The sequence below is a fragment of the Alkalihalobacillus sp. FSL W8-0930 genome (assembly GCA_037965595.1).
GTDB lineage: Bacteria > Bacillota > Bacilli > Bacillales > Bacillaceae_D > Alkalicoccobacillus.
The window spans coordinates 688,240-707,708 of record CP150183.1 but is presented as its reverse complement, the minus strand read 5'-3'; the positions used below and the strand labels follow the sequence as shown (position 1 = coordinate 707,708).

The 19,469-nt window shown below is 40.1% G+C and carries 25 protein-coding genes; 10 read left to right on the top strand and 15 right to left on the bottom strand.

The window, feature by feature from the left end:
* Window positions 1-11 precede the first annotated feature (11 nt).
* The 4 genes from NSQ54_03805 to NSQ54_03790 all read right to left on the bottom strand — a co-directional run bounded on the left by NSQ54_03805 (window position 12) and on the right by NSQ54_03790 (window position 4,112).
* On the bottom strand, window positions 12-1,268 hold the full coding sequence (locus tag NSQ54_03805) for a phosphotransferase (GenBank protein ID WYP27252.1): 1,257 nt from the start codon (window positions 1,266-1,268) through the stop codon (window positions 12-14).
* Window positions 1,269-1,278: 10 nt separating this feature from the next.
* On the bottom strand, window positions 1,279-1,536 hold the full coding sequence (locus tag NSQ54_03800) for a hypothetical protein (protein WYP27251.1): 258 nt from the start codon (window positions 1,534-1,536) through the stop codon (window positions 1,279-1,281).
* A gap of 127 nt (window positions 1,537-1,663) precedes the next feature.
* The gene (locus NSQ54_03795; protein WYP27250.1) at window positions 1,664-3,019 is read right to left on the bottom strand and encodes a DUF4038 domain-containing protein; all 1,356 of its coding nucleotides are present in this window, start codon (window positions 3,017-3,019) and stop codon (window positions 1,664-1,666) included.
* Between the two features lie 112 nt (window positions 3,020-3,131).
* Window positions 3,132-4,112, bottom strand: coding sequence for an aldo/keto reductase (locus NSQ54_03790; protein WYP27249.1), 981 nt, complete (start codon window positions 4,110-4,112; stop codon window positions 3,132-3,134).
* A gap of 156 nt (window positions 4,113-4,268) precedes the next feature.
* On the opposite strand from NSQ54_03790, the gene NSQ54_03785 reads away from it, so the two are divergent.
* Entirely contained in the window at window positions 4,269-5,147 is an 879-nt protein-coding gene (locus NSQ54_03785) for an AraC family transcriptional regulator (protein ID WYP27248.1), read from the top strand.
* A 24-nt stretch (window positions 5,148-5,171) separates the two neighbouring features.
* Here the strand turns inward: NSQ54_03785 and NSQ54_03780 are convergent, their stop codons facing one another.
* The gene (locus tag NSQ54_03780) at window positions 5,172-5,759 is read right to left on the bottom strand and encodes a YdeI/OmpD-associated family protein (GenBank protein ID WYP27247.1); all 588 of its coding nucleotides are present in this window, start codon (window positions 5,757-5,759) and stop codon (window positions 5,172-5,174) included.
* A gap of 177 nt (window positions 5,760-5,936) precedes the next feature.
* On the opposite strand from NSQ54_03780, the gene NSQ54_03775 reads away from it, so the two are divergent.
* Window positions 5,937-6,140, top strand: a complete 204-nt coding sequence (locus NSQ54_03775) for a hypothetical protein (GenBank protein ID WYP27246.1) — start codon at window positions 5,937-5,939, stop codon at window positions 6,138-6,140.
* Between the two features lie 10 nt (window positions 6,141-6,150).
* Here the strand turns inward: NSQ54_03775 and NSQ54_03770 are convergent, their stop codons facing one another.
* Window positions 6,151-6,990, bottom strand: coding sequence for a LysR family transcriptional regulator (locus NSQ54_03770; protein WYP27245.1), 840 nt, complete (start codon window positions 6,988-6,990; stop codon window positions 6,151-6,153).
* A gap of 119 nt (window positions 6,991-7,109) precedes the next feature.
* Here NSQ54_03770 and NSQ54_03765 point away from each other — a divergent pair, with 119 nt between their 5' ends.
* Both NSQ54_03765 and NSQ54_03760 read left to right on the top strand, forming a co-directional pair.
* Entirely contained in the window at window positions 7,110-7,868 is a 759-nt protein-coding gene (locus NSQ54_03765; GenBank protein WYP27244.1) for an amidohydrolase family protein, read from the top strand.
* Window positions 7,869-7,884: 16 nt separating this feature from the next.
* Window positions 7,885-8,334, top strand: a complete 450-nt coding sequence (locus NSQ54_03760; GenBank protein WYP27243.1) for a GNAT family N-acetyltransferase — start codon at window positions 7,885-7,887, stop codon at window positions 8,332-8,334.
* Window positions 8,335-8,343: 9 nt separating this feature from the next.
* On the opposite strand, the gene NSQ54_03755 is transcribed toward NSQ54_03760, so the two are convergent.
* Window positions 8,344-8,715: a hypothetical protein gene (locus NSQ54_03755; protein ID WYP27242.1), complete on the bottom strand. Its 372-nt coding sequence runs from the start codon at window positions 8,713-8,715 to the stop codon at window positions 8,344-8,346.
* 88 nt (window positions 8,716-8,803) lie between these two features.
* Between NSQ54_03755 and NSQ54_03750 the strand changes: the two genes are divergently transcribed.
* Entirely contained in the window at window positions 8,804-9,091 is a 288-nt protein-coding gene (locus NSQ54_03750; protein WYP27241.1) for a hypothetical protein, read from the top strand.
* A 4-nt stretch (window positions 9,092-9,095) separates the two neighbouring features.
* Here NSQ54_03750 and NSQ54_03745 read toward each other — a convergent pair whose 3' ends face one another.
* Entirely contained in the window at window positions 9,096-9,401 is a 306-nt protein-coding gene (locus tag NSQ54_03745) for a hypothetical protein (GenBank protein WYP27240.1), read from the bottom strand.
* 126 nt (window positions 9,402-9,527) lie between these two features.
* Between NSQ54_03745 and NSQ54_03740 the strand changes: the two genes are divergently transcribed.
* From NSQ54_03740 to NSQ54_03730, 3 genes are all read left to right on the top strand, one after another.
* A complete protein-coding gene (locus tag NSQ54_03740) occupies window positions 9,528-10,226 on the top strand; it encodes a sulfite exporter TauE/SafE family protein (protein WYP27239.1) in 699 nt (232 codons plus the stop codon).
* Between the two features lie 262 nt (window positions 10,227-10,488).
* The gene (locus NSQ54_03735) at window positions 10,489-11,361 is read left to right on the top strand and encodes a glycine betaine ABC transporter substrate-binding protein (protein ID WYP27238.1); all 873 of its coding nucleotides are present in this window, start codon (window positions 10,489-10,491) and stop codon (window positions 11,359-11,361) included.
* 84 nt (window positions 11,362-11,445) lie between these two features.
* Window positions 11,446-11,679, top strand: a complete 234-nt coding sequence (locus NSQ54_03730; protein ID WYP27237.1) for a hypothetical protein — start codon at window positions 11,446-11,448, stop codon at window positions 11,677-11,679.
* Window positions 11,680-11,896: 217 nt separating this feature from the next.
* On the opposite strand, the gene NSQ54_03725 is transcribed toward NSQ54_03730, so the two are convergent.
* The 3 genes from NSQ54_03725 to NSQ54_03715 all read right to left on the bottom strand — a co-directional run bounded on the left by NSQ54_03725 (window position 11,897) and on the right by NSQ54_03715 (window position 14,698).
* Window positions 11,897-12,766: a phosphotransferase gene (locus NSQ54_03725; GenBank protein WYP27236.1), complete on the bottom strand. Its 870-nt coding sequence runs from the start codon at window positions 12,764-12,766 to the stop codon at window positions 11,897-11,899.
* A 63-nt stretch (window positions 12,767-12,829) separates the two neighbouring features.
* Entirely contained in the window at window positions 12,830-13,855 is a 1,026-nt protein-coding gene (locus NSQ54_03720) for an Ltp family lipoprotein (protein WYP27235.1), read from the bottom strand.
* Complete coding sequence (locus tag NSQ54_03715) at window positions 13,856-14,698, bottom strand: glycoside hydrolase family 43 protein (GenBank protein WYP27234.1); 843 nt, start codon at window positions 14,696-14,698, stop codon at window positions 13,856-13,858.
* Window positions 14,699-14,787: 89 nt separating this feature from the next.
* On the opposite strand from NSQ54_03715, the gene NSQ54_03710 reads away from it, so the two are divergent.
* A complete protein-coding gene (locus NSQ54_03710; protein WYP28489.1) occupies window positions 14,788-15,402 on the top strand; it encodes a Type 1 glutamine amidotransferase-like domain-containing protein in 615 nt (204 codons plus the stop codon).
* Window positions 15,403-15,564: 162 nt separating this feature from the next.
* Here NSQ54_03710 and NSQ54_03705 read toward each other — a convergent pair whose 3' ends face one another.
* The 3 genes from NSQ54_03705 to NSQ54_03695 form a co-directional block, all read right to left on the bottom strand.
* Entirely contained in the window at window positions 15,565-15,864 is a 300-nt protein-coding gene (locus NSQ54_03705; GenBank protein WYP27233.1) for a hypothetical protein, read from the bottom strand.
* A gap of 33 nt (window positions 15,865-15,897) precedes the next feature.
* Complete coding sequence (locus NSQ54_03700) at window positions 15,898-16,704, bottom strand: methyltransferase domain-containing protein (GenBank protein ID WYP27232.1); 807 nt, start codon at window positions 16,702-16,704, stop codon at window positions 15,898-15,900.
* 369 nt (window positions 16,705-17,073) lie between these two features.
* A complete protein-coding gene (locus NSQ54_03695; protein ID WYP27231.1) occupies window positions 17,074-17,412 on the bottom strand; it encodes a DUF4363 family protein in 339 nt (112 codons plus the stop codon).
* A gap of 89 nt (window positions 17,413-17,501) precedes the next feature.
* Between NSQ54_03695 and NSQ54_03690 the strand changes: the two genes are divergently transcribed.
* Complete coding sequence (locus tag NSQ54_03690; protein WYP27230.1) at window positions 17,502-18,188, top strand: DUF421 domain-containing protein; 687 nt, start codon at window positions 17,502-17,504, stop codon at window positions 18,186-18,188.
* A gap of 13 nt (window positions 18,189-18,201) precedes the next feature.
* On the opposite strand, the gene NSQ54_03685 is transcribed toward NSQ54_03690, so the two are convergent.
* Window positions 18,202-19,464 carry an MFS transporter gene (locus tag NSQ54_03685; GenBank protein ID WYP27229.1) on the bottom strand — a complete coding sequence of 421 codons (1,263 nt, stop codon included), beginning with the start codon at window positions 19,462-19,464 and terminating at the stop codon, window positions 18,202-18,204.
* Window positions 19,465-19,469 lie beyond the last annotated feature (5 nt).

Genomic DNA, 19,469 nt, shown 5'->3' with positions numbered 1-19,469 from the left:
CGAATCACTCCTTATTGAAAATGTGTTGTCCACTGTAAGAAATACTCTTGAACGATGCGATCTTTTTCAACGTTTTCAGTAAACGCGGGAAAAATGTAAAGTAAATGAACAACTAAATAAAAAACTGGCTCTAATTTTTGAATGGTGTGAAACTCTTCTTTTAACTGAGATTCAGAACCATACTCTGTCCAAAAATCTAGATAATAACAAAGTAATTCCTCCGCTGCTGCCTCAGAAAAAATGCTCATCACTTCATCGAATAGCTGAACAACACTTAAAAAGGGATGCGTAATGGAACTGTCAGACCAGTCGATTATATAAGGGATGTTCTGCTCAACGATGACATTTCCTCCAAATAGATCACCATGATCAAGTGAAAGTGGCATTTTCCTTAAAAGTATTTGTACCGTAGCCTGAACTGCAGGTATGGTCGAGGAAATGAGCTGATATTCATTTGAAGGGATCTCTTTTTCTAACATTCGCATGGCTATACATAAAGATTGTTCGCTTAATACCTCAGTCAAAGGTCGAACTGGTACTTCCACTTGAGTTAGCAGATCTCCTGATACGTATCTTTTCTGAACAGAAGCCATCCTCCTAACCGTCTCTTTCCAATGGTTAAATTGCCTTGAGTATCCTAGTAACGTACCTTTTAACCCTTTCATTACGTACATCGAAACATCTTTATGTATAGACAAGATTTGAGGGGCGTAATCACCTAGTTGACTATGAACAAACGGTTCATGTTTAAATAGCTCAGGGGCCGCTTTAATATAATAATTATCTGTTTCCGTCTCTACCTGATAAAGTGAACACTTCCCCCAATTCCGGTTCTGTGTGATCTTGAGATTCATTTCCGTTAAAGTATGGCTCATCCAATCCTCAACGCACTCTCTCCATCCATATCGCATCCATGGTACGTTGGAAGGTTGACTAGCTAACCAGAGATCAAGAATCCACTGCTGGTCTTGTGCCAAGAAGGTTCTATTCTCTTGGCATGCGGGAGGTGCCCATACCATGTTTTGATCATCTTCTAAAACCGGAGTAAGCAGTTCTACTTCGTACACTCTTTGAGTAGGACCCTGATCAAGACATCTGACCACATTTGTTTGTAGTTGATACTCATTAAAGAGATAGTCATTGATGACTGTGGTCTCAGCGATATGAAACGGTTTTGTAATAAAGGAAGGAAGAAATATCTGCGTTTTTTCTTTCATAAAAAGCATACGATCTTGTGTCAAGTTATAAAGCAACAAGTGAATATTCACAAAAACCTCCTCAAATCACAATAACAACCACTATAAACAACACAATTGTTAACCCAACCTGCGTAATAGCTAACTTTGCATATTCCAATTGACGGTCCTTTTCCTGATTTTCCTTCAGTTTTCTCAGCAAAGCGCGTTCCCTGATCAAACAAAGAACATTAAGGAACAATAAGAAAAGAAACGGAATCCAAAATCCATGATCAACAAATAATCGGAAACTTAATAGTATGGTTAATCCGAGAAAAACATATGAATACCAAATTCTCATGGTTTCCTCCTTCTCATTTGTTCCACCTCTTTCTAGCCTACCATCTTTCTCCAATTAGCTTCAATACTAAAATGACAGGACATTCCAATTGAAAAAGGACACCTCACAGCGCCCCCTTCTCCCTTCTCTATTCAGTTGCAGCAAGCAGCAACACCCAGTCTGTAAAGTCGGAAGTCTTTGGTGGTGGATGGAACGTTACGACATCATTTAACGAATAGAGACCAGTATAGCTTCTGCTGCCATTCACAGGGTCAATCCAATAGACTTTGTAATTCATAGTTGTTTCGGGTTTATGAAGTGAGAAGCTTTTACCACTGTACGTATACACAACAAGATGCTGGTCACTTCCAAAGGCTAAGACTTTATCTTCCTTTGGCTCCGACGCTTCCTCTGGATACAATATCGATTGAATCTGTTCACATTCTTGAAATTGAATCTCAAGCATCAACTCTTTTAGATATTGCATTTGGCTGCCTCCACTTGCATGTAGCGCCTCAGCCCACGTCGCATTCACCCCGTACTCTGACTTATACCCTGCCCCGTTAAACTGAAAGATGGCATTATGTCCATAGGTGTGCCCAAACGCTCCAGATAGTACAGACCAATATGCATATCTACGTGTGTGATGCGCCTGCCAATAAGGTTCGGAGGAATCATGTAACCCCTGTGGAATTTGTTCATATGAGGGCTCCCCATCAATTACAGGCTTGGTCGGAGCTTTTTCAAGGTCATGCAACACATACTGCCAATTATCTTCACCGTACCAAGGCTCCTGTGCATATGCGTCGTCCCACGACTGGAGTGCGGGTTGATCGTATCTGCGATGACCTGATTGGAACATGTTAATATCAAGCCACTCCTTATCATGAAACCAATACGAGGATGACGTCCGCCCAAAGGGATGATAGCCAACCAACATGTCCGGCATACTTGCCTTCAGCTTTTGGCCAAATACATTCCAAAGCTTAGGTTCAAGGTCTCCCCTTGTATCTCCACCTAGTAACCAGAGAATATTCGGTTTATCTTTGAATGTTTCAGCTAAGAAATCCGCATATGCCTCTACATTACGTTCATGTAGAAAGCCCTTTTTAGCCACCTTTCCCCATACAGGTAAAAGCGCGAAGTACAAGCCTTCACTAGCTGCAAAATCAACAAGCTCCACCACTCGCTTCCAATATGAATCATTCTCAGGAGCAATGGTTTTTAACACATCTTCGTTCTCGATTTGTTGATGACTGACAGGGTCCTCCTTATGCGCCACGTTGATGAGAATAGACTGAATCACATTAAAACCCTTTTCTTTTCGATTGATTAGGTACGTTTTTGCATGATGGATGGATAACCGTTGAAAAAGCGTCCAAGCAGTATCCCCTAACCAGAAAAATGGTTGGTCCCCATTGACTAGATAGGTTTGATTGGGATGGACAGCGAGCTTCCCAGCTTCCCATGGTTTAGTCAGTGTAATCTCCCCCTCTGAACTCAAGATTATAAAAACGCTTACAATTCATGTACTACCTTCTCTTTTTCTTTTCTGACTCCTTCATAAAATGAAAAAACCGTACTCGTTTGAATAAACAAGTACGGCGTTTTGGCGTTTATTTATGACCAACGATCTGATGTGGCATATAGCACTCTTCCAGATAAGCTATATCTTCTGGTAAAAGCTCAACCTCAAGCGCTCCGACTGCATCCACTAGATGCTGCTCCTTTGTCGCCCCAATAATAGGTGCAGTAACAGCTTCCTTCTGTAGCAGCCAAGCAATGGCAATGCGAGAACGAGGCACCCCATATTTAAGTGCAAGATCCGCCACTCTCTCCACGATGATTTGATCTGTGGCTACCGTTCCATCGTACTTGGACTTTTGTACTTGATCGGATTGCGAGCGCTTTGTAGATACGGTTACATCACGGGTTAAGCGTCCCGAGGCAAGTGGACTATATGGAGTAACCCCTATCCCTTCTTCCACACAAAGCGGCAGCATTTCTCTCTCTTCCTCCCGGTAAATAAGGTTCAAGTGATTCTGCATGGAAACAAATCGTGTCCATCCATTTTTCTCCGCGACATGTAATGCCTTTTGGAATTGCCAAGCATACATGGCAGATGCCCCGATATATCTTGCTTTTCCTAATTTCACGACGTCGTGTAACGCCTCCATGGTTTCTTCAATCGGTGTGTGCTCATCCCACCGATGAATAATGTACAAATCAACGTAATCCGTTTCTAGTCGTTTAAGACTATTATCAATCTCATTCATGATGGCTTTTCTTGACAGTCCAGATCCGTTTGGGCCATCGTGCATCTTCCCATGAACTTTTGTTGCAAGAACAATCTCCTCACGACGAGCTAGTTCCTTTAACGCTCTTCCGACATACTCTTCACTTGTACCGAGCGAATACACATTGGCCGTATCAAAAAAGTTGATTCCCAAATCGAGTGCTTTTTTAATCACACTACGAGAATCTGATTCTTTTAGCACCCAATCATGAATCCATTTGGTAGAATCACCAAATCCCATACAGCCTAAACATAAGCGAGAAACATCTAAACCTGTCTTACCCAGTTTGACATACTCCATTCTACTCACCTATCCTTTCTAGCATTTATCTAAGTATGACATGATTTACTAAGAACTCTTAACCTAAAGCTATTCTGTTCTTGCCTATTCCTCTTACATTGCTTCCATGTACCTTCTTTTCAACGTATACTTCTTAGTAAAAAGGAGAATAAAAACATGTGTGATTCGCAACTCACTAGGCTTAGACATTTTGTCATTAAACATTTAATGACAGATGGAGTACATAAAACCGTGATCCCATCACTATCTCTCATTCGCGAATCTGAGCCCACCCAACCCATTCCACGAGTAAACGAACCTTCGTTTTGTCTTGTCCTGCAAGGTCAAAAAGAAATGAACATGGGCAGTCAGCACTTCTCATATCGTGCTGGCGATTACATTGTGGGTGCCTTTGATTTGCCTGTTATTGGACAGGTAGTCCATGCAACAAAAGATCTACCCTATATAGCAATTAAGATTGAATTTACGTTGGCAGAGATTTTTGAGTTAATGGATCAGTCAGAGCAAACACGAACGTTAAAGGGAAAAGAAACGAATCGCGCGATGTTTGTGAAGCAAATCAACCATCCATTAGTCGATGCTCTGACCAGACTTACTTTTTTACTTAAGGATCCTTCTCACATTACAGGACTCGCGCCAATTCTAAAGAAAGAAATCATGTATTGGCTTTTAGATAGTTCACATGGGACGATGTTAAAACAAATGGTCGTAGAAGGAAGCCTTGCTTTTAGGATGAAGGAGGTGATTACATACTTATTACGTACGTACGATCAACCAATGAAAGTGGAGGAATTAGCAACCATAGCAAATGTAAGCACGTCTACCTTACATAAGCAATTTAAAGAAGTAACAGCTATGAGTCCAATACAATATCAAAAGCAGTTAAGATTAAATGAAGCGAGACGTCTGTTATTAACTGAGACAGCAGATATAGCAAGCATCGCCTACAAAGTAGGCTACGAAAGCCCGTCCCAATTCAGCAGAGAGTACACTCGATTATTTAAAAAGACCCCTAGTCAGGAAATGAAATCCTAGCCTTAAGGGTCTTTCGTTCTCTTTCTATTCATCCTTCAACCCTTTTCCATCTAGAATATGTTGGACATATTTTTCAATTCTCGTCACTCTAGTCTTGGCTTGTTTCGCTTGTGAGAAGTACAATAGATATGCCCGCTGGCGTCCTGGCGTCAACTTTTTAAAGGCTTCTTCTAGGTCTGGATTCTCATCAAACTTCTGCTCGAGCTCTAAAGGAATTGTCTTTTCTGTATCGAGATTTAATTCCACTTTTAATCCGGCCTTTTCTACTTCAATCACCTGATTTATGTACGCGATGATCTTTTCTCTGTTCTTTTCAACCTCTTGTAGATCTTTAAACCGTATCTGCCTGGCTGCTTGTACATTTTCTGTTTGTTGAACAAGTAGTCCATCTGTATCTGTAAGCAGGGCTCCTTTCATGAATAGGAGAGCACAATACTCTTTGAATCCATGAATCAACACGACATTTTTTCCGTTCACTGTATAACAAGGGTTACCCCACTTAAACTCTTCAACAACTTCAGCTGTACAAACGATGTGGCGAAGTGCGGTAAACTCTTCCTTCCATTTATTTTCCCTTTCTAAAAAAGCATCTACCTTTGAGTTTTGATTCATTACAATTCCTCCTTGTTCAATCATTCCTATTATACGTTTGATAATCTGTCTACAAACAAATGACTTAAATTAATAAAGATTTCATAAAGAATGATGTACATTTCTATTTGAATCTATAAATGTGATATAATGAGCAATAACAATATCACATAAAGTGAAAGATAGGAGATAACCGTTATGAAAGATGAAACAAAATTTATCCTTCATTTGGTTCTTGTCGCATTTTCCATTCTTATTATATCAATGGTTCAGCTTAGTATTATTCCTCTAGAGAAAGCACAAAATGTAGTGTTTACAGGAATCCTGATAGGGGCATTATCTACTCGACAATTATACAAATTATTTAAAAAAGACCAAAACCGCACTAGCTCTACGGACTAGTACGGTTTTTTTACTTGTTGTACGAACGAATAAATGCTAAAAACGCTTGTACCTGAGGGAATGACCCGGCATATTCTGAATAGCTTACCCACGTTTTCCGAATGATTTGTTCATCTTCATTTGATAACAAGGTCACATGATAATCTGATAGGTCTAAGTCACCTACAGCAAGCTCCGGCAGAACAGTGGCTCCAATTCCGTGTTTCAGCAGCTGTTTAGAGGTTTCCATCTGATCAACCTTAACTTTCGTTGACACATGTTGCTCTGGATGCTGAATAAACCATTGGTTAACAATCGTTTGGAAACTTGAATCTGTTTGAAATTCGATTAATACATTTGATTGCGCCTCTACCTTCCTCAATAAATACAATCTCTCTTCTAACAGAAGAAATGAATGAGTCTTTGGTTTGTTTCCTCGAGTAATGAATACATGAAATCCCTCATGCTGCCCAATTACTTCACTTGATAATCCAGTAAAAAGCTCAATATTTACTTTTGGATAGTTCGTAATAAAATCACCCAGCACAGCTGGAAGATAATACTGGCCAATCGTTGAAGAAACACCCAATGATAACGTACCTTCAACCGTACCTGACTCCATCGATAATGCATTCATAACCTGGTCCGTCTCATTCATCATGTTTCTAGAGAATGAAATGACCTTCTCTCCATTCGGCGTTGGGATTAGCTTTTTAGGTGTACGAATAAACAACGGCTTTCCCCAATAGGCTTCGATACTTTTAAGTCGTTGACTAACTGCAGGCTGTGATATTAAAAGCGCTTTAGATGCTTCTTTAATCGTACCAGCTTCTGATAACGCAACAATTAATTGATGATCGTCTACCTTCATACTCAGTCCACCCTTACTATAAGTTTTTCTTATTAAAATGAAGAAGATTTTTGTCTTTTTCTTATTCTATCGCTTTTGATAAGATGAGACTATACCTACATAGAAAGAAGGAGAGAAACATGAAGATCTTTGATGCCCATCTACATATTATTGATAGACGTTTTCCTATTTACGAGAATCAAGGATTTACACCGGACTCTTATACAGCAGAAGACTACTCCGTTGATGCCAAGAGATTATCTATCACGAATGGCGCGATTGTATCTGGCTCCTTCCAAAAATTTGACCAGACGTATTTAAAGGAATCCCTTAAACAATTAGGCAGTGGGTTTGTTGGTGTCACTCAATTACCTTACACAACAAGCGATGAAGAAATCATTGAGTTAAATGAAGCTGGTGTGAGAGGGTTACGCTTTAATGTAAACAGAGGAGGTTCAGAAGATCTATCAAAATTGGAAGCCTTCTCAAATCGAGTGTATGACTTAGTCGGTTGGCATACGGAGTTATACATCAATTCTGCAAGATTAGCGGACATTTACGATGCGCTTACAACATTACCTGCCGTCTCCATTGATCACCTCGGATTATCTAAATCAGGTTCAGACGATTTATTAAAGCTTGTCTCTCATGGTGTAAAAGTAAAAGCAACGGGGTTTAGCCGATTAGATTTTGATGCAGCCGAAATGATTCAAGACATCTATCGAATCAATAATGATGCCTTAATGTTTGGAACGGATCTACCATCTACCCGTGCACCAAGACCCTTCCAGGATTCAGACATCGATCTTGTGAAAAAGTGTTTGAAGGATGAAGAAGCGATTCATAAAGTGCTGTATCAAAACGCAATGGATTGGTACTTCCGCGGAAATAAAAGTTAAGTGGAGGACGATGGTTATGAATGTTAGAAAAGCAACCAAACAGGATCTACCAGAAATTGTTCGAATGTTAGCAGACGACGTCTTAGGCTCCAAACGAGAATCATACCAGGACCCTTTGCCAAGTGAATATGACGAAGCATTTAATGCAATAGAGGAACAAAAAGGAAATTGTATTCTAGTTGCCGTGGAAGAGGAAGAACTTCTTGGGTTTCTGCAGCTCACCATCATTCCCGGTCTATCGCGAATGGGGATGAAGCGCGCACAAATTGAAGGTGTTCGTGTCGACGAAAAGCATAGAGGCAAGCGCATTGGCGAAAAGCTTTTTGAAGATGCATTTGAACGTGCAAAAGAAGCAAATTGCAGCATGGTGCAACTAACCACGGATAAAACACGAAAAGACGCCCACCGTTTTTATGAGCGCCTTGGGTTTGAAGCGAGTCATGATGGGATGAAGCGGATGCTTTAACGCGCGTGCTCACTCAACGGTCCAACCCATTTCATTCAACACTTCCAATTCATCTTGAGGAAGGTCTTCCACTGTGCCTTCCTCAATTAATTCGAGGTCATAGACCGTTGTCCGACCAGGGTAACTCTCGGCGATCTCACTAATCGTCACACGGATAAAATCCCCACTTGAAAGATCATCAAAAATCTCCTCGTCGCCTGTTTGATTTCCCATTGAAACTGCACCAGTATTGCCACTCAATATGAGCTGACTATCTGAACCAGACTTTAACAGCCTACCCTCCATTTCATAACGTACCCTTTTAGCTTCGTTCGGATCCGAGCACCCAAAGCATACCATTAATAAAACACTTCCTAGAACAACGATCCCGGTCCTGCTCATCATAACTATCCCCTTTACACGTCTTTTAAAAATACTTTCCAAAGAAACGGACATCTTATAGATAAGACGATCTCTAGGAGGGTAATTGATGGATCTACCTACAATTCAAACAAATATCTGGGATGCCGTACTTGCTGTGCCTGTTGTCTTAATTGTTACGGAACTTATTAAATGGATGACTCGCATCCCTCACAAATATATTCCCACCGTCGCAACTGTGCTTGGCGTGTTGATCTCTGTATTTTACAGTCACCGGCATGACTTACCGGCCGGACTCTTTATGGGATTCTTTTACGGGAATGCAGCCGTCGGAACATATGCGGGCATGAAGACAGCTTTAACCGCTTATCGAAAAAGCGATGCCACGTACGAATAATCGTTTAGTTGGTATGTGAACGGGTGCGTTTGCTGTAATATGCGAACACAAAATATCCAATGAGCATACCAAATGCAGCACCTAAGCTAATGTCGTATACGAACTCACTACTTATGATCCCAACAACCATTCCTATTCCTGCGCCTGCAATCATCCCTAATGGAATTGCGCTATCTATGAGTACTTGTTTTCGTTTAGATTTAAATTTGGCCATTGACCCTTTTTTATGCATAGATTTGAGACGGTTAATAATAAACAATACGATGATTCCAACGATCAGAAGCGGACCAACCGCTTGCAGGATATCCATAAGTGTCATCTCCTTTTTGTTGATTTTTTCATGCTATACTCAATGTAGGTTTTAGCAAATCTCAAATGAGGACTGATACATATCTTATTTATTCTCGTTTTTGCCTTGGTTTTTGTGGGTGCTTTTTTGCAAAGTATTAGTGGAATTGGAACAGGGTTAGTTGTGGTTTCCGTATTACCTCTGTTTATGACAGTCAAAGACACAACCTTAATCATATTAACGATCTTAATATTTGGTGGTGTGACAGCTGTAATTAAATATTACAAATATATTGAGTGGAAGAAAATTACCGAGTTTATAATCTACGTAATCATCGGTCGACTCATCGCCTTTTTTATACTTTCAAATTACGGTGAAATGGATGCGATTAAAGTATGGCTTGGTGGCTTTTTGTTCATCGTGGCCCTTTATCAGCTTCTGCTTCCAAGGTTTTCAAAGAAAGAGACAGCAACAAGAAAGTCCCCAAAGCGATGGGTTAGCTTCATTCTTGGAATTCTTGCTGGGATTGTGGGAGGCATGTTTGGCATTGGAGGCATTTTTATTGCTACGTTTTTCATCATGCTTTATCCAAACCAACGCTTTTCCTATATTGTTAGTATACAAGTTTCAGCTATTATCTCCAGTATTTTTTCAATTAGTCTTCATGCAGCAAATGGAGATATTGAAACCTCCTTGCTGCCATTTCTCATAGTAGGTATTATTGCGGTAATCTTAGGGACTGTTGTTGGTTTTAAATCACTTGATAAAGCAAAACCTCAAGCGACTAAGAGGAACCTGCTGATTCTTATTTTAATTGCTTCATTGAACCTTATGTTATTTTCGTAAATGGGCTTTGGTAAGATAAGCTTAGGTGGTTTATAACCTAGATGTTTGCCAATCTACTATCTGACCTCTGTAATGAGATTCATGAGTGAGTGTATGAGTAAATAGCCATACTCGGCTAGCTCACCACTATCAATACATCCTTAAAAGAACAATTTATCAATTTTAGGCTTTATTGTAAACAAGTGCTTTTAAGTTAAGCGTTTAACAAAAGACTAAAACGGGTATTAATGAATTGAACTTTATAAAGGAGTGGTACATTTTTATGGTAGGTAAAAAGAAACTATTATCCGGTGCGCTAATCACTGCAGCTGTGGCGTTAACAGCCTGTGGAGGTGACGAAACGGGTGAAGGCGGCACGATTACGTTAGGTCATACTACATATTCTGATGGAACGGCCTTTGCTTACGTATGGAAACAGCTACTTGAAGAAGAAGGATACGATGTTAATATTACAACGTTTGAAAAGGCATTCTTATTTGAAGGAACCATTAACGGAGATTTAGATGTAGCATTTCCAGCATGGTTACCTTTTACCGATGAAGCCTATGTTACATTGGATTCAGATGAAATGGAATTAACAGAGGACCATCTTTTATATGAAGGTGCACATAATGGGTTAGTTGTCCCTACTTATATGGAAGATATTAATTCGATAGAAGATCTGCCTGATGCCATTGATCAATTTAATGGAGAAATAGCTGGAATCGATCCCGGTTCCTCACTTATGCAAATCATGAATAACGACATTATCCCTCACTATCAATTAGATTCGTACGAACTCACTAACTCATCTGAACAAGCGATGATGCAACAGCTTGATACAGCTTATCAAAACCAAGAACCTGTGGTTGTGACTCTTTGGAGCCCGCATTATGCATTTGAGGATTATGACTTGAAATACTTAGAAGACCCAGATAATGTGTTTGGCGATCCAGATAGCATTTATTATATGGGACGTAACGGATTCTCAGAAGATTTTCCAAAGGCCGACAGTTGGCTGAAGAACAGTTTCTTTGAAGAGAATCAATTAGCTGAGCTTCTTTCCCTTAGACAGGAATTAGGTGATGAAGAGGAAGCAGCGGCTGAATGGATCGAAAACAATCGTGAACTAACGGATAGTTGGTTGGATAATTAATAGAAAGCCAAAGGGTATTTATCCTTTGGCTTTTTCATAATGAGAATTTGTAATTAAAATTTTAAATAAGAGGTTTAAAAGAAATTGAAAAAGGGTAATGACTTTTTAGATCTTACGAAAAGGTGCGATGAAATGCTGAATCAAAATGATGACCTTTTATTTACCCAAGAAATCAAAAAGCTCAAAGAAGACATGCTTTATGCAATCGATGAGACACTCAAAATAAACATTCAAAAAGATATTAGTTACTTAGAAAGAGTTCTAAATACTGAAACAAGAAATTGTATTTCATTACCTAATGCTTATTTAAACTGTTGATCCAGCCACTGTGAAATCTTCCTACTGATCACGAGTGACACAACTAAGACGGCAAAGAATGTAAGAAGACTTAATATGATTGTAAGCTGTCTATTTTCAAAGAACAGATCAAGGATATTCGTAGCAATGAGAAAAAGAATAAGAAACACACCAACATAGACAAACCTTTGGCTAGCTCAACAATTTTTTTCAAGCTAATCACCCTTCCTTCAATCACCTACGAATCCCTTGCCTTTTTTAAACCAAAATAAGCAAATACGATACTCAGCCAATACGTCCAAGCCTTCAAATATGTCTCAATATCATCCGGATGATGTTTAAGGCAAGCTGCTAGCCTAAGATACAATCCTATTAATACACTTCCATATAAAAGATATGGATCTTTTTTGTGGTCTTCATTGAGAAAAGATACTACACCATCTAGGGTTTCCTTAGTCAAGTCTTCAGGAGTTGAACAAAAAGCGTAGATCAGATCATACAAAGGATCTCCAAACACAGGAGTCGGATCAATCACTCCGCTTAATTGGTTTTCTGAGAAAATAAAATTATGAAAGCCTAAGTCCCCATGAATAACATACGGAGTCACTCCACTAGAAACCTCCTGCACAAGATCCTTAACAGCTTGGTGGTCATTTGACTTTAATCGAGAACCTATTAGAATACTTGCTTCTGCCACTTCATTTAAGAGAAATGCTTGCCACGTATAAACCGGTTCATCTACCCATCCCCACACTCCATCATTATGACCAGGAGTATAGTGGTTGATGACTTCCTCAACTAATACCTCGAGAACCTCCCTCTTTTTAATAGACTGGTCCGCGACGGTTCCCTTCATATATGAATACACCATATAGTCATAAGTAGGAGAAATGTATAATACCCTCGGAAAGAGCTTTAGTGAGTGATACATCTGGAAAAACTCATATTCTACTTTTATCATCTGAGGAAGATTTGATTTTATAACATATGTATCATCCAAAACATAAACCTTACTCATCGTCCCTCCAGTTGGCTGTACTATAGTAGTAGGGAAGGTTTTAATCACATTCTCTTTAAGTAACTCACCAACAATCAGTTGTACATCCAATCTTACGCCTCCTTATATAAAAAGCACCAAAGCCTTAGTTAGCTTTGATGCAAAGGGAATCCTTTAAAGGCCAACTTGAGTAACAGCGTGACTCGCATGCTCGGAGCTAAATCCTTCAAAAACCAATTGATCGATTAATTCTTGTCTAGAGAACGAGGAATAATCGAGATAGTTTTGCGCCATTTTTACAGCTTGCTCCTGCCAATCGGGAGACACACGTTCAACAGCATGTGATGCATGCTCCTGACTAAACCCTTCAAACACAAGCTGCTCTACCAGGCCAGACTTTGAAAAAGCCGTATAGTCTAGGTAGTTCCCAGCCATGTCGATGGCTTGTTCTTGCCAGTCTACACTTATTAACTCGACTGCTTCATTTGCTTCATCCTGGCTAAATCCTTCAAATTTAAGCTGTTCAACCAGACCCGACTTTGAAAAGGCTGTGTAATTAAGATAGTTTTCAGCCGTTTCTATGGCTTGATTTTGAGAGAATGTTGTCTGGCTCTTTTCTTCCTCTTCAGCCTTCCGTTCTTCTTCCTCTTTTTTAGCCTGCTCTTCTGCTTCTTTTTCTTCGGCTTCTTTCTTTGCTAGATCTTCTGCTTCCTTCTCCTCCTGCTCTTTCTTAGCAAGCTCTTCTGCTTCTTTTTCTTCCTGCTCTTTCTTAGCAAGTTCTTCTTCTGCTTTTGCTTTTTCTGCTTCTTCTTTTGCCTCTTCTTCCTTCTGCTTCTCTTCGGTTGCAATTGCTTGTTCTTCTTTCTCTACATGTTCCTCTGTTTCTTTTTCATCTACCTTTGTTTCTTTATCTTCCTCTTTCTTTCCTTCTTGTTCCTTGTCTTTCTCCTCTTCTTTAGCGTCTACCTTTGACTCGACTTCTTCCTCAACCTCAATAATCTCCGACTCAGCTGCCACTCCTTCTGTGAAAGAAGCCCCTATAGTAGCTATGCCAGCTCCGAGCCCAAAGAATAGAACTGCACCTAAGCTAATCCCAGATCCAATCAGGTATTTACCTCGGTTGCCCGAGAAACTTAATACAAATAAGACGATCATCACAATCATCGATAGTAGCATGACGAATAAAAGAAAAGCTGCCACCTACATCTCTCCCTTAACAGTTCTCACAGAAATCACAGAGCCATGTCTAGGACCCTCCGGTAACTGCACACTCGAAGTGATATCGGTCCAATGCTTTAAGTCTGTTGATTCAAGGATCTCATAACCTGGTTTTCGGAATGGGTCAACAAACATGATCCATTTCTCATAATTGTTTGATTGAACCGAGAAAACCGTTGGACCTTCTGTTAGCTCAGACGTTAACAGGTCAGAGATTTGATGAAAGACCTTTTTTCCGTTCTTAGTGGAAAATGGACATGACCGAATTGCTTTGAACTCTGTTCCTGGGTCATTTAACCCTCGTTCGTCTTTAAAGAACAAGTAGTGCTTCTGCTCATGTGTTGTAATAACTGTTGCATCAATCACATTGTAACCAGGATCAAAGAAGAGCTCAGGCTCTGAATAATGTATGAAGTCGGACGTAGTTACAGACCAAATTCGATGATCGCGTTCCTTTTCTCCTACGGTAGACGACCAAATCAAACGATAAAGCTGGTCATCCACATCAAAATAAGCCTCTGGTGCCCAGCAGTTTTTTGTTTGAGGAACGTTCTCCATGACAGGAAGTAATCGTTCATCACTCCAATCCACCAGATTCTCAGAACGTGCATACCCAATACTCTGACTGTTCCATCCGTTTGTCCATAGTAAATGATAGATGCCTTCATGATCTTGAATGATAAAAGGATCGCGCATCGTTTTTGTCCCTACGGAGGAAGCAAAAAGTGGCTCCCCATGATTCATGTCCTCCCATTCAAGTCCATTATCACTCGTTGCCAAAAATAATTTCTCTTCCCCTGTTTTGAAATAACTGAATATGTACATAAGCTCCTCCTTCATCAAAATTGAATATCCAGACTTGTTACCCTATAATAAGATCGTACGTTCCCAACAAGCTTAAAGGAGTTTAATCAATCATGAATATGTTTTTGTCTTCTTCCTTTGTCGATGTATTAGATTTATTTAAAACATCTACCTCTGAGCAATTGGTTGGTAAGAGTGTCACCTTCATTCCAACGGCAAGCTATGTTGAAGAAATAACTCATTATGTTGATGCAGCGAAGTCAGCATTTACCTCCCTTGGAATCACGGTAGACAAGTTAGATGTATCAACCGCACCATTTTCAGCCATTCGAGAAACGTTAAACAAAAATGACTACATCTATGTATCTGGAGGCAATACTTTTTTCCTTTTGCAAGAACTGCGGAAGTCCGGCGCTGATCAATTAATCATTGAACAGATCCAGAAAGGGAAACTTTATATCGGTGAATCAGCTGGATCCATTATTATGGCACCGAGCATTACTTACATCGAACATATGGATGACAAAGCTAAAGGTACTAGTCTCAGTGATCATAAAGGACTTGGTTTGATCCAAGGCTATCCAGTTCCACATGTTGGACACGCTTATTTTAATGAGTCAGTAGAACAGATTATAGAAAAGTACCAATCCACCTTAAATCTCCTGCCCATCTCAAACAAACAAGCGATCTTTGTTACCGAAGCAGATGTCATTATTAAAGGGTAAGACACACCTTACCCTATTCAACTTCAATTGGATCTTGTAAAATCGCTGTCATATCTTCAGGTCTGAGGTGCCAAAAGCTGTTTGACAGCTAACTAGGAATAACACGACAAGGCATACAGATATCACTTTCTTAACATGCACGTTCAAAAAAACACCTCGTAGTTATGGAGCAAAGTCCATCACTCCTGTTAAGATTAAGACAAACACTAAGATCAAAAACAAAGGAAAGGATAGAGACAAGACAAGTGCAACAATTGGAATGAATTTTCTAGAACTCCTTATCAAAGCAATGATTGAAAGAATGGCTCCAACCGGTGTTAAGACAAAGATGATATAATCACCAACTAACGAGCCAATCATGACCACTCTTGTAAAAGGTACAAAGGTTAAAAAAAAGCAAACGATGCCTATGAGTAAGGCAGAGTATTTAATCCAGTTCAGAGAAGATGCATGTTCCGTCATTTAACGACATCCTTCCTTATAAGCATTCGATTCTCAACGCTTAATTCCTTCTACCGCTAACAAATACATCGTTTGAGACTTGGCACTTCGGGTCACCCACTCCCTATAATCTCTTTCAGCAATCGCTCGCTCCTCTTCCTTTATATATTGATCCATCACCATTTGCCTGCCTCTACCTGCCATGACATCGGCCCAAATTCCCGCCCGTTGGTCAAAATTCGTATCATAATGAACTGTTTCTTCATGCTGGGCTGTTACATTTGTGTGTGTAAGCCCCGCTTCGTGAAATAAGCTCTGCATATGATCAGCGATTGCATTATCCATTCCTGCATCGGCTCGCCATTTTAGAAATGACGAATAGAAATCATTTGTACTCTTTGGAGGTAATGGGTCCCAGATTATTTTCTCGTGATTGTAATCTAATACGATCACCCTTCCACCCACTTTTGTAGCCAGGACCATTTGTCTTAATGCTTCTAAGGGGTTAGCTAACCATTGTAAAACCCTTGAACATGTCACAAGATCAAATGAATTCTCCTTATTTAAGTGATAAATCGTTCTCTCTTCGAACTGTACATTGGGTACATCTGCATGTATTGTACGTGCCTTCTCAATGAACGATGGATTGTTATCCATCCCTACAACCCTGCCTTTTTCTCCAACAGCAATCGCGATATCTTTTGTGATGGCACCAGTCCCACATCCAATATCAAGAACAGTCATCCCAGGCTCAAGTCGTTCGGCCAGCTGTTTATGGGCTGTTTGTAATGTTCGTCTATCTAAGATACTGGACTGATTTCCATATATACTTGCTCTTTGGTCTGCTATATGATTGTTCATGTGATCCCTCCTCAAAGCTTATGATCTATATATACTTATATGGACCGTACTTCAATCCCTGCTTAAAGAAAAATAAGAAATAAGAAGCTTACACCAAGAACTCTGCACAAATAACCAAGAGTGCAGAGACGTTAGCCAGAAGAACAAGATATGTACCAAGCCCGGAGCCCATCCCATCAAGAAACAGTCCCCGATACCAAGAAGAAACTGGAACTTGGCAAGAGCACACCTACGATACTAAGAACCCCAGCGTTCATACCAAGCTCAAACCACCCCACACCAAGGAAAACCAAACACTTACAAAGAAACATCACCCTTCTAACCCACTAAAAATCAAAGAGGACCAAAGCTATTTGAGCTTTGATCCCTCTAAAGGGAATACATTTCAAAAACAAGCGCACGTGCGTTGGCCATTTCAACTCGGACAACGGTTGAATCCTGCTCTTTTACCCCTGCCAGTAGTTTCTGGGTGCTTTCATATAGTGCCTCATATTCTGCCTCATCTCCAACAAGCTGCAGCTTCCACTTATTTTGATCGTACGTTTCTTGAAATTGGACCGCATACTGATCAAGCTGTTCCCAATCAGACTGATCCAATGCTTCTTCTATTTGATCTAACACTTCATAAAACGCATGACTTCCAACAACATTTCCACAACTTGATAATAGCAAAATTATAATTAGACTAATTCCCATCTTTCTTATCATTAAAGGCCTCCTCATCATTCGCATATGGAGGTTATTATTACCTAATACTAAGAAAAGATTGCATCTTACTTGAAATGGAGACTCATTCTATGCCTGAACTTGTTTTAGTCTTAATCCGCTCCATTGTATCCTTTCTTCTGTTAATGATGATGGCTCGTCTAATGGGCAAAAAACAAATATCACAGCTTACGTTCTTTGATTACTGTGTGGGCATTACCATTGGATCCATTGCTGCAACCATGTCTGTGGATCAAAATGTAAAGATTTCAAACGGGTTAATGGCGCTGCTCATCTGGGGTTTGTTCCCAAGTATTTTAGCGTTTGTTAGCTTAAAATCAAGATGGTTTACCAAAATCATTGATGGCAGCCCGGCCATTCTTATTCAAGATGGGTCCATCCTTGAACACAACATGAAGAAAAACCTATTGTCTGCAGATGAATTGATGCTTCTCCTCCGAGAAAAAGGAACCTTTAACATATCAGATGTTGAGATGGCCGTCTTAGAAACCAATGGCCAGCTTAGTATTTTATTAAAATCAGACCAACAGCCTTTAACACCCCATACCTCTGGTGTATCCGTTCAAATGGTGCATGGACCTAGAGTGTTGATTATGGATGGAAAGCTTTTAAGAAAAGGATTAGAAGAACATGGTTACACAGAAGAATGGTTGCTCGGTGAAATTAAAAAGCAAGGAGCGACTGAGATTAAAGACGTCTTCCTTGCTCAAGTAGATTCGTTTGGTAAAATGTATGTGGATTTGTATGAGAGGGATTAGTATTAATAGATATTCATGTAACCTGTTCAGCCTCACCCTCAACTTCATTTTCAACATGAAATGTACGATATGATGGTAACAACAGATAAATGACTCCTACAGCAAGGATTGACGTCATTCCACCGAGCATTGTAGCACTTCTTGGGGAGAGCGCCGTTCCTACTGCCCCAGCACGAAAGTCGCCTAGTTGAGGTCCGCCAAATCCGAGAAGGTACTCCACCGAATTCACTCTTGAGCGTAAGTGATCTGGAGTGGTATGGACAACAATGGTTTGATTTAAGACAACCATGAGCGAGTCCGCTGCACCTGAGAGCATTAAGAAGAATAATGGCAAGAAAATTACTGAATTGACACTTAGTCCAAAACACATGATTGATACAGCATAGGAAAAAGCTAATATAATAACTGCTCTTCCTTCTCTTTTTACTTTCGTGAGCTGACCTGAGCAGATGGATCCAAGAAATCCACCTAAGGCTGGCGCAGCCATAAAGTAACCTAGAATGGTTGGATCATCACTAAAATACAGGGCTGTGATCGCTGGAAAAAGTGCGGTTGAGGTCCCCAAAAGTGTAACGCTCATATCCGTAAAGAAAGCCCCTTTAATTCGTTGGTTCTTTACTATGAATCTTATCCCCTCAGCAATCATTCCAATGGATGGCTTGGCTGACCCACCTTCTGGAAGCATCGGAGGTAACCGGAACACCCCATATAAAGCAGCTATGTATGACAAAGCATTAATCAAATAATTAATATTCATCGACCAAAGGGAAGTAATGAATCCAGCTGTGACCGGTCCCAGCACCCCGCAGAATGTCATAAATACCATGTTCAGTACTGCTGCTGATCGAAACTGATTCTTGGGTAGAAGCCTTGGCATAAAGGTTGCTCTTGCGGGAGCATTAATCGAGGTTAATAGGGATTGCATCGCAAGTAGCCCGTATAAGATCCATACCTGTTCATTCTGCAAGGAAGATTGAATAAAATAAATGGAAGCCACCACGATCTGACCGATTGTTGTAGACAAAACGAGTTTTCTTCGATCAAATGAATCACCCAAACTTCCTGCAAATAGTACAAACAAAAGAGATGGGATCGCAATAAATAATCCAGCAGCTCCAACAGCTATTGAGCTTTGAGTAATGCTATAAATTTGATACATCACCGCATATGCAGCCATATATCCACCAAACGTGGAGATACCTTCCCCCAACCACAATCGTCTAAATTCAGGTGACTGCTTTAAAGGTGTGACATCCACGAAAAATTTAGAGCCCATAGCTT

Bases quoted from the DNA above. Each gene is read 5' to 3' on its own strand.
- NSQ54_03800 (WYP27251.1), bottom strand. From the start codon at position 1,536: ATGAGAATTTGGTATTCATATGTTTTTCTCGGATTAACCATACTATTA.
- NSQ54_03790 (WYP27249.1), bottom strand. From the start codon at position 4,112: ATGGAGTATGTCAAACTGGGTAAGACAGGTTTAGATGTTTCTCGCTTA.
- NSQ54_03785 (WYP27248.1), top strand. From the start codon at position 4,269: ATGTGTGATTCGCAACTCACTAGGCTTAGACATTTTGTCATTAAACAT.
- NSQ54_03780 (WYP27247.1), bottom strand. From the start codon at position 5,759: ATGAATCAAAACTCAAAGGTAGATGCTTTTTTAGAAAGGGAAAATAAA.
- NSQ54_03775 (WYP27246.1), top strand. From the start codon at position 5,937: ATGAAAGATGAAACAAAATTTATCCTTCATTTGGTTCTTGTCGCATTT.
- NSQ54_03770 (WYP27245.1), bottom strand. From the start codon at position 6,990: ATGAAGGTAGACGATCATCAATTAATTGTTGCGTTATCAGAAGCTGGT.
- NSQ54_03765 (WYP27244.1), top strand. From the start codon at position 7,110: ATGAAGATCTTTGATGCCCATCTACATATTATTGATAGACGTTTTCCT.
- NSQ54_03760 (WYP27243.1), top strand. From the start codon at position 7,885: ATGAATGTTAGAAAAGCAACCAAACAGGATCTACCAGAAATTGTTCGA.
- NSQ54_03755 (WYP27242.1), bottom strand. From the start codon at position 8,715: ATGAGCAGGACCGGGATCGTTGTTCTAGGAAGTGTTTTATTAATGGTA.
- NSQ54_03750 (WYP27241.1), top strand. From the start codon at position 8,804: ATGGATCTACCTACAATTCAAACAAATATCTGGGATGCCGTACTTGCT.
- NSQ54_03745 (WYP27240.1), bottom strand. From the start codon at position 9,401: ATGGATATCCTGCAAGCGGTTGGTCCGCTTCTGATCGTTGGAATCATC.
- NSQ54_03735 (WYP27238.1), top strand. From the start codon at position 10,489: ATGGTAGGTAAAAAGAAACTATTATCCGGTGCGCTAATCACTGCAGCT.
- NSQ54_03715 (WYP27234.1), bottom strand. From the start codon at position 14,698: ATGTACATATTCAGTTATTTCAAAACAGGGGAAGAGAAATTATTTTTG.
- NSQ54_03705 (WYP27233.1), bottom strand. From the start codon at position 15,864: ATGACGGAACATGCATCTTCTCTGAACTGGATTAAATACTCTGCCTTA.
- NSQ54_03700 (WYP27232.1), bottom strand. From the start codon at position 16,704: ATGAACAATCATATAGCAGACCAAAGAGCAAGTATATATGGAAATCAG.
- NSQ54_03695 (WYP27231.1), bottom strand. From the start codon at position 17,412: ATGATAAGAAAGATGGGAATTAGTCTAATTATAATTTTGCTATTATCA.
- NSQ54_03690 (WYP27230.1), top strand. From the start codon at position 17,502: ATGCCTGAACTTGTTTTAGTCTTAATCCGCTCCATTGTATCCTTTCTT.
- NSQ54_03685 (WYP27229.1), bottom strand. From the start codon at position 19,464: ATGGGCTCTAAATTTTTCGTGGATGTCACACCTTTAAAGCAGTCACCT.